This is a genomic window from Flavobacterium plurextorum (assembly GCF_024638035.1).
Classification (GTDB): domain Bacteria; phylum Bacteroidota; class Bacteroidia; order Flavobacteriales; family Flavobacteriaceae; genus Flavobacterium; species Flavobacterium plurextorum.
On sequence record NZ_CP100442.1, the window covers coordinates 4,499,713 to 4,515,257 of the forward strand.

Consider the following 15,545-nt stretch of genomic DNA (forward strand, 5'->3'; position numbering starts at 1 on the left):
ATGGGACCAATAGATTTTGCAAAGTTCACTTCGGTGAAAAATGAGTACGTATCTTCGTTTGATCTTCCTAAATTGTCGGGGCAGCTTTCAGCTTTAAGACACAACTTTGGCGCGTACAAAAACTTTATAGACCTCTTGGACAATGAAAGAAAGTTGGAACTTTTAATTACCGCCGATAGTACACAGCTGCAGTCTCTTAAGATCCAGTTTGATTTATGTGAACCTCAATTTGAATACGCTGACTGTCCCCAGCCAGTAACAGCAAATGGAAAAACCAAAGACTGCGGCAGCTGCGCAACTTGTCTTGACAATGCGAAACAAAGAGATTTTCATACGAAGGTCATGACTATTCTAAACTATGAAAATAAAGGAAAGGAAAATCTTCGCAAGGTTTACCCAAAAATAGGCATGAAAGCATGCTATGTCTGCAATGCCCAATATACAATCACTGTCGAACCCGAGCCAACAGTTTTGACCGCTTCCTCACAACAGGCAAGGCATAAAGCTAAATTTCAATTTGACCATTATTTCCCAAAAGCCAAATATCCTGCCCTGAGCATATCGCTTTTCAATCTTTTTCCTATCTGTTCAAGCTGCAATACTATAAAAGGAGATAGAGATATGGGAATTGATTATTTATCGGTTGACCAAAAAAAATGGAACGGCAAATTTTCCTTCAGTATCTTGGAGAGCACATTAACCTATTTTCTGTTGGATCAGGACCCAATTGAAATTGATTTTACAGATGACTACGATTATGACCCCGCTAATTCTCTTAAACTTAGTGACAGATTTGACATAAAAGGAATCTACAATACCCAAATTGACGTCATCGAGGAACTGATCATTCGCAAATTGAAATACTCGGAAACATATAAAAACAAATTAAGCGAATCCTTCCCACAGCTTTTTGAGAAAATTAAAATTGAGGAACGCATTGAATTGGGCACATATTCCGCTAAAGATGGCATCCATAAACGACCAATGAGCAAATTCATTCAGGACATTGACCAGCAGCTGGACGAATATTTTTCCAGAATAATTCTATAATCTTATTTGTTCAACAAAATTATGGCTCACAAAACTTAAGAAACAAATGGCAAAAAATGAGACAATATCAGTCACATACCTAGATCTAATGACTGGTGAAAAATTATTGCTTCAGCGTGCCCGATTGATCTTGCCGTATTTAGTGAGGCAGGCAAAGGCCGGCCGACCAATATACTACTCTGATCTGACAGATGAAACAGGCATCCCTAATCCCCGAAATTTGAACTATCCGTTGGGAGCCATTGGGAATGGGCTTATCTCTTTGGGGAAGAAACTTGATCTGGAAATCCCTCCCATTCAGTGCCTTGTTATCAATAAAGTCACTAATCTCCCGGGAGAAGGGATAGGATGGTTCATTAGTGAGTCCGAATTTAAGAAGTTGGGCAAATCCAGAAAAACCGAACTGATAAAGTTTCATCTCACCAAAATATTTACTTTTCCCCACTGGAATCGTGTCCTCGATGCACTAAATCTAAATGAGATAAATATTGACATAAGTTCTTTAATTGAAAAAGCCAAAGCTGGCGGTTATGGCGGAGGGGAAAGCCAAAGTCACAAGACATTTAAAGAAGCTTTGGCTAAAAGACCAAAATTATTAGGATTAAACACGGGACAGGGACAACTGGAATATAGGCTTCCATCGGCGGACTGCATCGATGTTTTATTTACCTTTAAAGGACAATTGATTGCTGTTGAGGCCAAATCCATAATATCTGCAGATGATGATATCCTTCGCGGACTCTTTCAATGCATCAAATACAAGCATCTAATCGAGGCCGAACAGATAATAAAAAACTTAGAACCCAACAGTCGGGTAATTCTTGCCATGGAGGGAAAATTTCCCGCAAAACTGCTGGCGATTAAAAATATGCTGGGCATTGAGGTTTTTGAAAAGATTCATATTTGATACTGATTGTTCCTTAGATTCTTAGGATAATTCTATCCTTTTTTGTACCGAAAAGGGCTTGAATCACATATTTTATGAAAGCCTGTAAATTTTTTCGACAATCTTTTCCGATAAAAAAGGGGCAAAATTATTATGCCAGATATAATCTTCAATAACTATGTCGATATTATTTTTTACAATATTCGGAAAGGCTACAAATGGTTTGAAATTTTTGGGTATAATAGGCTATATAAGCCTTCTGATTTCCTTCAAAAAGTTCGGCAAGTGCTTCGTAGTCAACTCCTGAACTTTCAAACTGAGCTGTCTCTCTGACAATCTGATAATTAAAGTCATTACTCTTATTAATTTTAAAATTTACAATCAGCTCCTTCGAAACAGGCAGCTCAAACTCTTGCGACAGTTTGCTATGCAGGTCAGAAATCGAATACTCTCTAATTATATCTCTCCCGACAGCCATTTTTAGCTCTTTATGGAGTTTCCACTTAGGGTTAAAAATCAGTCCCGCATCGTAACTGATTTCATTATATAGCCCATTTTCGTGCGTAAAACAGTATCCCAAATGAAGCTTTCTCTTGATCTTTTTAAAAAGACCCGCAGAAAATGGAAAATACATGGAGATAAGCCTATTCGCAAAATCAAAATCCTCAAAAAGAATCTCCAAAACAGGATCTACGTAGGCAACATCAGTAAAAAACCTGAAATTACGATAATAATAGTCAGCCGCTTTTCTATTTTTCTCAACTATAATATTCTCCAAATTTTTCTTTGCATTTCCAGTGTAATTGTAGGATCCCATAATAATTGTCTCATTGTCCAGCACTGCAAATTTATTATGATTGAATTTCTTGAAATGCTGCTTCTTAAGCTCAATACCTACATCTAAAATTTCTTTCCCATACAATTGATAAAAATATTTGTCGTTGATATGGTTGTCATCGGTAAGTATCTGAATATCCAGATTTTTGCTCTTTTTTAATTCAATTAGCTTATATATAATCTTTGGGTTAGTAAACCAAGCCACCACTATGTAAATTGACTTCTCAGCTCCTCCGAAGCGTTCCATTAAAACCTGTTCGATATTGGTTGTGAATAATTCCATTTTTATATGTGCTTAAGAGTTTTTCCACAAATATGTCTATGCATCACCCTTAAGGACAAAACGGGCATAATCAGCTATGGATATATAACCAGCCTTTATGCAGGCTCGATTTGATGCAGAGTTGTTTCCATTGGTGTAGAGCATGGAAAAAGGATGCTCAGACAGAATCTTTTCTGTAAGTTTATACAGAAGAGAACTCGCAAATCCTCGTCCAATTTTTTCAGGTACAGTATAAAGTTTTCCAATTTCAGGATAGTCGAATGACTGCCTGTTCATCTCAACAGCTAACGCACAGATGCCATCAGCTTCCCATACGAAAAGCATTTTTTCTCTTATTTCATTTTCAACTGCTGCTTTCATCTCTATAGGGTTTTCCCTTATTCCTTCGTACTGCTCCGTAAAATCAAGACTCAGTTTTATGAGTTCTTTCGTTTCATTTTGATCTGCTAAACGCATGCGTCCTACACTGACTCTAAATTTAGGATTTAGTTTTTCACATCTATAAATAACCAGATGCTTTTCCAATTCAAAATGTAAACTTTTAAATAAAAGCAGATTTTCAATTGTCTTCTTATCTCCTGCAAATACAACGTCTTTTAGTTTATCAAATGGGAGCTCACTTGCTAATATATTTAGATAAGCTTCATCATACCGACTGCTGTAAATCAAGCAATGTCCGTCCACAACAAATACCATAACCAGAGTGCCATCTATTTCTGATTCTATATTAAAGGCCTGAAATACGCGGAGCATATTCTGCCTCACCCCTTCTATAACATTTATCAAAAGAACATGTTCCATCGGATTTGAGTAAAGATAGTCCCCGTTTGTATCTAAAAACTCTGAAGCCGAACTGAATTTTTTTACTTTATACATTGATTTGTGGATAATATACATTATAGTTGCTAAGTTAAATAAATCATCACTTAAAGTCGTAAATAAAAAAACTCTAGATAAATCCGAAAAATTCAAATGTTCAATTTCAAAATTTCAGATATCGTCTAAAGCCCCATGTCTATTGGGATATCGAAATCATATTGCATTTCTTGCAAAAAATTGAAATGTGCAATTTGTGCGAAAATATACCCGCATGCCTGCCTCAGGGCATTCATAGAAGGCATAATGGACTACATTTTTGGTTATGGGACGCCTGATGGGCAGCTTAATGGGGCGCCTCAATTGGTAGCCAATTGACTGTCTTCCAGTCTAAAGAAAAAAGACAAAATGCACATTTCATTTTATATTTGTGCTCATTTCATTTTTTCACCTATAAATCCGAAAAATTCAAATGTTCAATTTCAAAATTTCAGATATCGTCCAAAGCCCCATGTCTATTGGGATATCGAAATCATATTGCATTTCTTGCAAAAAATTGAAATGTGCAATTTGTGCGAAAATATACCCACATGCCTGCCTCAGGGCATTCATAGAAGGCATAATGGACTACATTTTTGGTTATGGGACGCCTGATGGGCAGCTTTATGGGGCGCCTCAATTGGTAGCCAATTGACTATCTTCCAGTCTAAAGAAAAAAGACAAAATGCACATTTCATTTTATATTTGTGCTCATTTCATTTTTTCACCTATAAACGAGAATCAGCGCTATTGGAAACATCTTGAAACAGCGTTACTTTCTCACAAAATACAGATCGGGATAGCCTGGGATCGTTGCTACAAATGATGAGGGATTTTTATCTATGTACATTCTGCAGATTATATCTTGCGAACCTTTATGTTCGCTATTCTCAATTTTGAGCTTAAAGCGAAATTCATCAAGATCAGCAACCGTAAAATTGCCATCTGCTATGACAACTGTCTTGTCATCCTTGTCATGTTCTAATGAAAGGATTAGGTGCCCAATAAAGAAGGTTAAATTGTATTTTTTATTGTAATTGAATGGGGCATTGTCTTCATTTTCCCAAACTCCCTGCAATTGTTGTTCTGTCGGTTTTATCATGTTTATTTATATGGTTGGTTCAAACAAAAATAAAATAAAAAGATTACATTTATTCATTAATTAAGGTACTATATGAACGACACAACAACTGAACTTGCTAAAAAATTAATTGTAAATTATAAGGATATTACATCCTGGATCCTACTTGGAATAATTATAGCAATCGGAATTATCAGGTACTTTCAAAACATAAGGCTGTCAAAAACTGTTGAATCATTCAAAGCCGAATTATCCAAAAAAGAGATTAAGTTCACCAGGCACACCGAAATGCAGATTGAATGCCTAAAGAATTATTACGATCATTTGGTAACATTGCATATCAAAATTAATTCATTGATTGCACCTGCCGCACTGACGCATGCAAAATTTAAAAAAGATGTAAAGCTGTTTCAAGACAGCTTGATTGATTTTATAATTTTTAATCATCGCAATAGAATCTTATTGACTGACGAGATAGCTGACCAATATAAGACTCTGCATGACAATTTAGGAGCGTATAGCGAGTTGTGCCGCACTGAAATGAAAGTTTTGAGTGATAGGGAGGACTATAGAAATTCCTCGGATGGATTGGATATTTATACTTCTTTTGAGCAGGAAAAGACTTTGCTGAAAGAAAGCTATGACAGAATAAACGAAAATCCAGATGCAGAAGGAATCGACGAAGAAGTTCTTGCTCTGAGAAAATCAGTGGAAAAATATTTCAAGGAATTGATCGGGTGATTTGATTTAATGGACAAATCAAATAATAAATAAAATGGATTTATTGAATAGAATTGATTTCTGGGCGCTGGTGGTGGCTGTAATAGGATTGGCATATTACTTGATTGACAGAAGCAGCCGCAGCGAAAAACGGCATATGCTGGAAGTTTTTAAAGACAATCAGAGAATTTCACTAAATGTCCAGGACATTTTGAATGCGTACATGAGCAGATTTGGCAAAACAAAGAGGTGTGCTTTTGCCAATAAGGATACTACGCTGGGAAATTACTATGATTTAATAGTTGAGGAGCATAAGCTTAAGCTGTCAGATGAATTGTATGAATTCATAAAAAAGGAAAAAATTTCAAAACCAACCCTTAAATCACGAATTGATTCATTGAACAGGCAGAATGAAGCTTTAAAATTGATAGAATTGGAGGCGAAGCTTATGCTGAACAAAGCAAATGAGGCAAATGACAATTTCTTTGTCTTATAAGATTGTGAAAAATAATGCTGTAAGTACGTGCTGGAATTGGTCTGAATTCCGACCCGATACTATTATCAAGTATATAGGTTTGGAAATTATCAAACTCCATGGTCCTGCTTAATTTTCCATTGCCAGCTGTGCTCGCTGATGCCGAACCAAATCCAAAACCTACACCCACATTTGCATTTGCATTCACTGTTCCGTTAAAACTGCCTGTTTTGGAATTAGAGCAAAGAAGCACAAAATAGTTCTCTTTTAAATTGATTATCAGATTTTTATTATCAAATGGCAGTTTCTTTAAAACACTTTTCATTATGCTAATCCTTCTCAAAAAAGTTGCTTTATCATCTTTCTGTAGTGGCTTAGAACCATCATATGCGCTAAATAAAGGAGAAATCATGACACAAGAAATTACTGCAAGGTTGCTTTCGGAATTTCTTGCCATGTCTGCTGATGCTTTAATATCATTTCCACCGGCGCCTCCCGCCGCACTGATAGCTGCAGAAAAATAACCCGAGCAATCCATTATATAAATCAAATAAGGAATATCATGCTTTCCCTTAATTATGTAATCATCTAAAGCAAAATCTTCATAACTTGGTGCATCTCCCGCCACTAAAAGATTCGATTCTTTTTTTGTTGAAGCATTTACATATGTAAAACTATGCGCCAGGTAATTGGCTCCAGTTCCAATCAGATAGCTATTTGGGTATTCTTTAACCATTTCCTCTACCTCTTTTGGGACAAAACCATCTGCTTTATCTCTCCCGTCCTTGCTTTTAACCTGCATTTTTTTAATTTTCTCCTTGAGTTTGCCTCCTATGCAGTCAAAATTATCCGGACTAAAAACTTTGGCTAGTTCTATTTGCATATCTACTAATTTAGGCTCAAATTTGCTATTGGATGCTTCCAAACTTATCATTATCAAATCTAAATTTTCAAGCTTGGATGAAGCAAGTGAATAGTTTACATTTGCACTATTCCCAGATATTGTCTTGGAAGTTGACATACCAGAACCACCTCCATGCCCTTTTCTAATAATGTTGAATGTATCAATTATTTTAGCGTCATGCTCCAGTATTGGTTTTGATTTTTGCAACTTTCCACTTTTACTTGAAAGTGTTACTGTCATAACTGCAACTATAATAACTGCAATTCCTGCAATTAAAAAATAAAGCTTACTTTTTTCATAATACATTGTTTTTTTAGTTATATACATCCAAAACTATAAAAACTTTATTAAGAAGAAGCACGTATAATTACGCGAATGCAAATACAGTTTAGATTGACAGTTCGTAATCAAATAATAACCTGCCACCATCCTGGAAAAAAAGAAAAAATACCCATTGCATTTTATTAGACTTAGAAAATAATATCCATTTTTGATATTAAAAATATAATGTGAATGTATTAAATTTGAATAATGACATTTCACGCTGATAATACAGAGAACCTGATCACAACTTATCTAATATTTTTAATCAACCACCAAATTTAAAACTGAATAAATCATGGATCCAATAACCATTTCGGCAGTTACTTTATTAGCCAGGCAATTAGCCAAAAAAGGTCTCGAAAAGGCGTTTGACACTTCAGTAGAAGAGGTATCGAAAAATGCAATAAACTGGCTCACCGGACTTTTCAAAAAGGGTGGCAAAGCCAATAATGAACTTATAGAACTTCAGGAGAAACCCGACAGCCCTGCAAGGCTGAATGCCGTCAAGGCAGCAATTGAAAGGGATCTTGAAGACAATCCTGAGGCGGAGAAATACCTGCAGGAAATTTACAATAAGGTCCTGAATGTGACGTCAAATATTTCAAACAGCAAAAATGTGAACACGGGTACGATCAACAGCGGCGGCAATGTTCAGATTGGGGATAATTATGGGGGATAAAAACGTAAATAAGGGGACCATAATTTCTGAAGGAGAAGCCCACATTGGCGACAAGTACGTATCAAATATATTCCTGGGCCTGTCCCACCTCCTTTCCGAGTTCAGGGAGCAGCTAAAAAATATCGAAGACTTGACCAATCAGTTCAAAATAAAAACGGCATTAGTCCTTCTGGAAAAACTCGAAAACCGGGTCAAGGAGCATAACGAACCTGAAAAAGATAAGATTTTAAGCAAAATAAGTTATCTAAAAGGAGCCTGCAAAAGGGAACTCAGCGAATTTTCAAACGAAAATGTTGCAATGGATTTTGTAGTGGCCTATTCTTTGAACAATAATGATGCTGTTCTGCGTGACAGGGCATGCGTAGAGTATCTCAATATTGATCTGAAGGAAAAAGCTGTTGCACTGGCTGATGATATTCTCGCTACAGAGGAGTTTAATACCGCAGCTTGGTACGTAAAGGCAACAACCGCAGAAGATTTTGCAGCATTTCTTCCCACTATTCCCAAAGTTGTCCGCGAAGAATATAATTTTCAGCTGGCTCTTGTCCAGCATGTTGTGCAGACCGCCAAACTCTATAGTCTTGCAGAGCTTCAGAATTACGGTTTGACGCTTAATCTTGATTTTTCAAAATATAAAAAACTGACCTTCAGCACAGTGGAGGCATGGAGGCTTGCTGCAGATCTTGCAGTGACAAAAGTCTTCAGCCTACAGCCGATAAGATACGTCAGCGGAGAAAGATTTAGTACTCCTGACAACCCTTTGATTATGGACAGTGCAGCATTGCTGCAGAAATACGTGGACAAACTGCAGGATACAGAGATAAAAGATTCTATTCTTCATGAGCAGTTCTTCCTTGGCTATTTCCGCTACCTTCTGACAAATGACAAGGAAAATCTGGAATTGCTGAAAAAGGTTTTTCCAAAAATCGATGAAAAATTATGGGTATACGCCTTCTGCTATTGCCAGGTGCTGAATCATAATAAGGAATACCACGCAACCCTGAAATGCCTCGAAGACTATGAGGCGGCAGGAAATGACCTCAACAGCGAATTCTATATTTTCAAGAGCGCACTTTATAAGCTAACGGGACGAAGTTCAGAGATAATTGATGTATTCGACAGTTATCTCGACACTGTCGAAACCATAGAGGAAAAAGCAGGACTTAATATCATAAACTCTTTTTCAAATATTCTGCTCAATATTGAAAGTGACGATCTACTGCAGGCCCAGCTTGAAAAAATAAGGGTAAAGGATTTTAAAAATAATGAGTTAAAAACACTACTGTCGATTACATTTTCTACCCGATATCTGGAAATAAAAGAGCCGGAAAAAATTTATGAAGAATTAATTCAGGTAAAGGACTTTCCGGATTTTGACAGCCAGTGGAAAAGCCTTGTCGCCGAAAACCTCAATACGCTGGGCAAAAGAAAAGAAGCCATAGACTTCCTGAATACTTTTGTTGACAAAACTGCTATAAACCCCCATCTGCGATTTTATATCATACTGCTTTACAATCAGCTGCACGATAGGAACGACCAGGAAACCGGCCATTACATGGAGCTATTGGAGCTTCTGAAATTTTGGAGGATTACCGCAAAAGCACCAGATCAGCAGCTGCTCAATTACGAGCATAATTTATATGTTGAAATCAACAACCTTCATGAACTTGAGGCTATTGACGGGTACCTCTATGAATGTTTTCCCAATAACGAAGATTACATATTAGAATATGTTGCCCGACTTGAAAGATCCGGCAATATCAATAGAATAAAAGAAATTGCAGAGAAAATAACATGGGAAATAGAAAATGAAAATTTTGGCGTAACCCTGGCAGTGATATTGCTTAGAACCGAGGCCGATCCTGAAAAAGGCTTCAAGATCATATACAATCTTGCATCGAATCCCCAAAACACCATTGCCAGACGAAACTATATTGGCAGCCACGTCTTTATAAGACAAGACCAATTTCTGATCTCATATGACAAGGTTGAAATCGGGAGCTGGGTTACATACTTCATCGGCGAAAAAAAAAAGCACCAGAAGATCGAAAGGGACTCTGGCACGAAGGGTATGTTCATAGGCAGAAAACCGGGAGAAGAATTTACGGCGCCTAGCGGCGTTTCCAATAAGCTCCACAATATCAAGATTCTGGAAATCCTAAATGACGGAATGAAACTGTTTCGCGATATCCAGGATGAAGCGGCAAATCCATTGAATGAACTGGGTTTTGAATCCATAGAGGTTCCTACAGATCCTAAGGAATTGCTTGATTTCCTAAAATCTGAATTTGGGGAAGAAGGAACCAAAAATGCAGAAATAAAAGAAAAAGCTCTGGACGATTATTACAACTACCGGACTGGCTTTACTGAAGTGACTCGGGCGGTCTTCAGAAGCAACTATATTGATGCTTATATGCACCTGACCGCAAACAAGGGAGGGAAATTTACGACGGTGCCCTCGGCACTTGCAAGGTCATTGGATATAAACGACAATAAAATAATATACGCGCTTGACTTCAGTTCCCTTATGCTTTTTTTCGCTCTGGAAAAAAACCAGGGTTTTGCATTCAAGCATAACTTTGCGGTTTCATTTTATCTCAAGGATAAGATAGAAAAGGAGATTTATGAACTCAAGAACTCGCCTTCATCATCAATGACGCTGCAGATCACACCGGAGTTCGTGCGAAAATTTGAAACTCCCGAAGATTTCAGCCAGAAGAAGATCTTGTTCCTGGCCTCCCTTTTGGAGTGGATAGAGAAAAACTGCACCATAGATCATGTTGCCGAAAAGCTTAACACTCTTCCAAAGCTTAGCAATGACGATAGGTTTACAGGAGTGATGAAAGTGCTGACCGATTATATATACTTGGCCCAACGTGAGAACCACAGGGTTATAAGCAGCGACACGACCTTGTTTATGCATACCAGAGTCGAAAAATATGCAGGTGCCATCGTTAATCCTGAAAAATACCTGCTGCAGTTCTACCCTGAGAAGTGCGGAACCGAATTCTACAAGTTTCTTTTACAATCGAACTATTTCGGCATCAATATAACTTTGGACACTTTAAAGGAAGAATTTTTCCGCTACTTGGGAGGTGGCGAGAATCAATATAGCCTCTGTCTTGACAACCTGACCTACACCACGCATGACAATCCTAAAATAGTGGTTACCGTAAGCAAGTTCCTGAAGGAAATTTATACTATCCCCTCTATCCCAATTGACAAGAAAAACCAATATGCCGGCACAGTTTTTAGCAGGGTCCTTTACGGTATGCCCAAAGAAGTAGTAATTGACCTGTCAAGACAGCTCAATGCAGACTTTAAGCTGCTGGGAGCTTTGCAGACGAACGTATTTGCCGTATTTGCGAGCTTTTTCCAACAACCGCCGCCAAAGCAATAAATCTCCTTTTCTGCCATAAAAAGCCAAAGTGCATTTAATCAAAATATGCCTGTCCAATTTTATGGCAGAATCATGGCAAATGTTGCTTTGAAAACTAGAACCTCGACAAAAAGTTTAAGTTTTTAATTGTTTAGAATTTTAATAATCATCACGTATTTAACAGACTCAAGTTCACGCCGTATTAAGTAAGAGCTTAATTGAAATCTCAATGCTTTATTTTTTAATTTACCATTTAGATTGTTTTCACAATATGCTTCGAGTTCAACATAGGCCAGAATTTGGTTTATTCGTGGATTTATAAGAGTACGTAAAATAGTTAAGCTTGAAAAAATGCGCACTTAACTATGTCTCCAATTTTCGTTAGCAAATTCAAAGATAATTAAACAAGTTTTTAGAAGTTGTTAAATAAATTTCAAATCATTTTGATTTTGGACTTGACACTATTTCTGCACAAAAAGCTAAGATGAACTTTAAAGATCATTCAACCTCAAAAAGAAATATCTTTAAAAAAAATTAGGACACATAATGCATCCTTATCTTTGTTTATAATTTCTGTTAGCACACCCATAAAGTAATTTGTATTGCGTGTTGTAACTTTGTATATTCACGCTTAAACATTTCAATTAAAAACAAAATAAAGAATAATGGCAGACGATTACAAAGATGAATATTTGCCTCGTTTAGAGAAGAGCTTGCTTTATGCAACCTTAAAAGAAAGAACAAAAGAGAAAGATAGCGAAGTTGTAACTCTTGTCAATGCTGCGGTTGCGGATTCTTTCCAACGCACTAAAACAATCTTACGTCACATGGGAGAATACACCTTGCATGACGGCGATCACTTGTTTAGGGTCCTTAACATTATGGAGCGTCTTCTAGGTGTTAAGAATATTGAGAATCTTTCCATACCTGAATTAATGCTTTTAATTTTGAGCGCATTCTTTCATGATATTGGAATGGCACCAGACGAGAAAGATGTACTTGCTTGGAAAAAGATTTGGGACAAAACCCCTAAATTTGCTGATAACGAGGAAGAAGCTTCCTACAATCATTTCAAAAGATTTTATGAAGCTCGACCTGACCAAAAAGAAATTATTTATCGTTTTATTATTCAGGGAAAGAACAGCCAAGCAGACAACATTAAGGCCTTTTTGATAAGTGAATTTATTCGTCAAACCCATGCTGAACGAGCACGTGATATTATTGATAGAGATTGGAATGGAAAAATTAAATTTCGCGACAGTGATTTAACTGTTGAACTCGCACAGATTTGCTACAGCCACAATGAAGATGCTCTTAAATTGCTAGACCTTGAAAAAAACCATTTATGTGCAATTGATATTTCGGCCTGCTTACCACTTATCGGTGCTATTCTAAGGCTGGCAGATATTCTTGATTTTGATTCGAAGAGAACCCCAGCAATACTTTTCTCGCACCTGTATGTTCGGAATCCTGTGTCTTTGCTGGAATGGAACAAACATCGAGCAATTGAGGCATGGGAAATTAGACCAGAGATTATACAGTTTAGCGCAAAATGCACCCATCCCGCTATTGAGGCGTCGATTCATCAATTTTGTAATTTTATCGACCATGAATTGTCAATTTGTAACAATATAGTTTCTTCTCTTAATGAATATAATGCGAACAAAGGTCGCAATGTGGTCCTGAAGTTTCCTTTTAAAGTTAATCGTGAAAAAATCTCTACACAAAAGAACGTGCGCGGCGAACCACTATATATTTATAGAGATACGCAATTTAATCTTAGCAAGCGACAGGTTATAGACCTCTTGATGGGAACAAAGCTTTATGGCAGCCCAGAAGTCGCCTTAAGAGAACTGTTGCAAAATTCCATTGATGCATGTTTGCTTAGGCAAGCACAGGAAAAAAATTGGGGAAATCTATATGAACCATCAATAACTGTCAAATACTATAAAGAAAATGACGAAACAATTCTTGAAGTAATAGACAACGGTACGGGTATGGATCAATACATTATTGATAACTACTACTCTCGTGTTGGTTCGTCATTTTATAAATCTGCTGACTTTTATAATTTGAAGTCTGAGTCAAATGCGGATTTCACACCAACTTCAAGGTTTGGAATAGGCATTCTATCAAGCTTTATGGTTGCCGATACACTAATGGTTGACACTAAACGTTTATATAAGCCCCATAAGTCTAGCGACGCTTTGAGAATCACAGTAGAAGGGCAAGAAAGTATATTCTTGATTCAAAGCGGTTTGCGAGAAATTCCCGGAACAACAACAAAACTTACACTTCGAAAGAATAGAAATCCTTGGGAAGACCTTACTGAAGCTGCATTTATTAAGTCTGTTGAACAAGTCATTCCGAACCCACCATTCAAAATTAACATAGAAACGACAACAACATCAAAGGTGCGTGACGAAAACAGCTTCATCGAAACGAAAGCAATTTCGATGCAAGACTATACTTGGCGTGAACATGACAATATAAGAAGGTTTGATATTGAGTTAGACAATAAATCAACTGGCATCATTGGTTCTGTGGCTGCCGCAATTTTAGAAAGTCATGGTGAGCCTGTCATGGAAATAGACCTTAAACTTAGGGAAGTTGATATTGAGGGAAAGCCATATAAACTTCAAAAAAGTATTAAGATTGAAGAAAATCTAATTAAGGAAACTGGAACATCAATAACAATTAATGATGATGGAGAAATTAAAGAGAATAAGTCGTCAAACCAATATACTCGTTCCGCGTCGCGACTATCATTACATGGTATAGAGGTGCCGACGAGTTTATTTATCGAATGGTATTCAATAAAGAATAATCAAGTTCGGTTGGCATGGCCATTTCCGCTTGCAATAGTTATCGACGTTTGCGGAAATCGTGATCTTGACTTAAATTCACCACGTACTGAAATAATAATGAGCGATAAGTGGTTATCATTTGAGGAAGAACTAGCATATCAAATTTGCAAACACATTGCCGATAATGTGGGCGATGCATACTGGCATAAACTTAAAGAGATTTTTAGCACACAGTCTAAAAACAAAATGTTTTTAAATGGCATGAACAGGGTAATTAAAGAAGAAAATTTTTAAATATGCTTGATTATAAAGTTGAATTCTTGTAAAATTTGAACTCCTCACTAACTGTTTAACGAAAAAAAAATAGAATTGCAAAATGCTTCGTGCATTTCTCTTTCGTATGGTAAAACAGAGACCGATATAAAAGCAAATTATATCGGTCGCATTCATTCTAACAAGATATATTATAAGATCTTTTTTTGCTACCTTTAAACTATCCAAAGTTTACTCTGCCATAATAAGCTTGCGCAAAACGGTCAATTGCTATTTGTGCTTTCTTCTTGGTCTCGTCGGTGACAGCTTCATTCAAATCTTCTATTAGAGAATTCTTTATCTGACGAGCAGCATCTTCCAAAGAAGTATTGTCGTTCACAATAATGGCATAAATTTCATGAACTTGCAAAGGGATAACACCGGTATTACCCTCAAGTATAAAGCTATTTCAGCAGTAGATAATGCGTGTTGGTGTTCAAGCCCGCGTGCAATCGTTCGGATATATTCATCGCTAGGTCTTGTTATATTTTGCCTGTTTGTTTCGCTTGTCAAAGTAAACATAGGAACATCGTCATCCAAACCCAGAAACAGCAACTTTCCATACCAAGCCTATCTAAAGATGGTACAACCATCTTCAATCGTCCTCGCGAAATCAAGCACGATAGTTAGCTGTGTACTTCTCCTGCTTTGCAAAATCTTCAAGTTGGTCACACATTATAAGGTATTTGACGGGATATGTTTTAGCGGTAGGCGATGACTCTTCGCTGATAAGAGAAACGCCCATACCTTGCCAACTTTGCGAGTTCTCAGCAAAGTATAGTTTCCTGTCCAAAATTTCGCTTTTTACCTCTCTTGGTAAAGTAGTATTGCGACAGCCTTCAAACATCTTGTAACTGCATTTGGGCATATCACCTTTAATATAACAGTGAAATCTATCCTCTGATAGATTGGAGCCGTAGGCAACATACCAAACTAAATCTGTGTTCATTGCT

General features: G+C 37.0%; 13 protein-coding genes. 7 read left to right on the forward strand and 6 right to left on the reverse strand.

The features are described from left to right. Positions 1–1,050 (forward strand): hypothetical protein, encoded by a 1,050-nt coding sequence (locus NLG42_RS19615; RefSeq protein ID WP_257682016.1) that lies wholly within the window; start codon positions 1–3, stop codon positions 1,048–1,050. Positions 1,051–1,096: 46 nt separating this feature from the next. After that, the gene (locus tag NLG42_RS19620; protein ID WP_257682017.1) at positions 1,097–1,957 is read left to right on the forward strand and encodes a hypothetical protein; all 861 of its coding nucleotides are present in this window, start codon (positions 1,097–1,099) and stop codon (positions 1,955–1,957) included. Positions 1,958–2,123: 166 nt separating this feature from the next. On the opposite strand, the gene NLG42_RS19625 is transcribed toward NLG42_RS19620, so the two are convergent. The 3 genes from NLG42_RS19625 to NLG42_RS19635 all read right to left on the reverse strand — a co-directional run bounded on the left by NLG42_RS19625 (position 2,124) and on the right by NLG42_RS19635 (position 5,013). Then, positions 2,124–3,056, reverse strand: a complete 933-nt coding sequence (locus NLG42_RS19625) for a phospholipase D-like domain-containing protein (RefSeq protein WP_257682018.1) — start codon at positions 3,054–3,056, stop codon at positions 2,124–2,126. 36 nt (positions 3,057–3,092) lie between these two features. Beyond that, positions 3,093–4,028 (reverse strand): GNAT family N-acetyltransferase, encoded by a 936-nt coding sequence (locus NLG42_RS19630; RefSeq protein WP_257682019.1) that lies wholly within the window; start codon positions 4,026–4,028, stop codon positions 3,093–3,095. Positions 4,029–4,683: 655 nt separating this feature from the next. After that, entirely contained in the window at positions 4,684–5,013 is a 330-nt protein-coding gene (locus tag NLG42_RS19635; protein ID WP_257682020.1) for a hypothetical protein, read from the reverse strand. 72 nt (positions 5,014–5,085) lie between these two features. Here NLG42_RS19635 and NLG42_RS19640 point away from each other — a divergent pair, with 72 nt between their 5' ends. Together NLG42_RS19640 and NLG42_RS19645 are read left to right on the forward strand one after the other, a co-directional pair. Further along, a complete protein-coding gene (locus tag NLG42_RS19640) occupies positions 5,086–5,733 on the forward strand; it encodes a hypothetical protein (protein ID WP_257682021.1) in 648 nt (215 codons plus the stop codon). Between the two features lie 34 nt (positions 5,734–5,767). Then, entirely contained in the window at positions 5,768–6,208 is a 441-nt protein-coding gene (locus NLG42_RS19645; protein WP_257682022.1) for a hypothetical protein, read from the forward strand. Here the strand turns inward: NLG42_RS19645 and NLG42_RS19650 are convergent. Next, complete coding sequence (locus tag NLG42_RS19650; protein WP_257682023.1) at positions 6,159–7,397, reverse strand: hypothetical protein; 1,239 nt, start codon at positions 7,395–7,397, stop codon at positions 6,159–6,161. The two genes, NLG42_RS19645 and NLG42_RS19650, sit on opposite strands and share 50 nt — an antisense overlap. A gap of 313 nt (positions 7,398–7,710) precedes the next feature. On the opposite strand from NLG42_RS19650, the gene NLG42_RS19655 reads away from it, so the two are divergent. The 3 genes from NLG42_RS19655 (at position 7,711) to NLG42_RS19665 (ending at position 14,574) form a co-directional block, all read left to right on the forward strand. Beyond that, positions 7,711–8,094 (forward strand): hypothetical protein, encoded by a 384-nt coding sequence (locus NLG42_RS19655; RefSeq protein ID WP_257682024.1) that lies wholly within the window; start codon positions 7,711–7,713, stop codon positions 8,092–8,094. After that, positions 8,084–11,494, forward strand: a complete 3,411-nt coding sequence (locus tag NLG42_RS19660; RefSeq protein WP_257682025.1) for a PIN domain-containing protein — start codon at positions 8,084–8,086, stop codon at positions 11,492–11,494. The genes NLG42_RS19655 and NLG42_RS19660 overlap by 11 nt, the downstream gene beginning before the upstream one ends. A gap of 644 nt (positions 11,495–12,138) precedes the next feature. After that, on the forward strand, positions 12,139–14,574 hold the full coding sequence (locus tag NLG42_RS19665; protein WP_257682026.1) for an HD domain-containing protein: 2,436 nt from the start codon (positions 12,139–12,141) through the stop codon (positions 14,572–14,574). A 199-nt stretch (positions 14,575–14,773) separates the two neighbouring features. On the opposite strand, the gene NLG42_RS19670 is transcribed toward NLG42_RS19665, so the two are convergent. Then, a complete protein-coding gene (locus NLG42_RS19670) occupies positions 14,774–14,962 on the reverse strand; it encodes a hypothetical protein (RefSeq protein ID WP_257682027.1) in 189 nt (62 codons plus the stop codon). A gap of 243 nt (positions 14,963–15,205) precedes the next feature. Then, complete coding sequence (locus tag NLG42_RS19675; RefSeq protein WP_257682028.1) at positions 15,206–15,541, reverse strand: hypothetical protein; 336 nt, start codon at positions 15,539–15,541, stop codon at positions 15,206–15,208. Between the last annotated feature and the right edge of the window lie 4 nt (positions 15,542–15,545).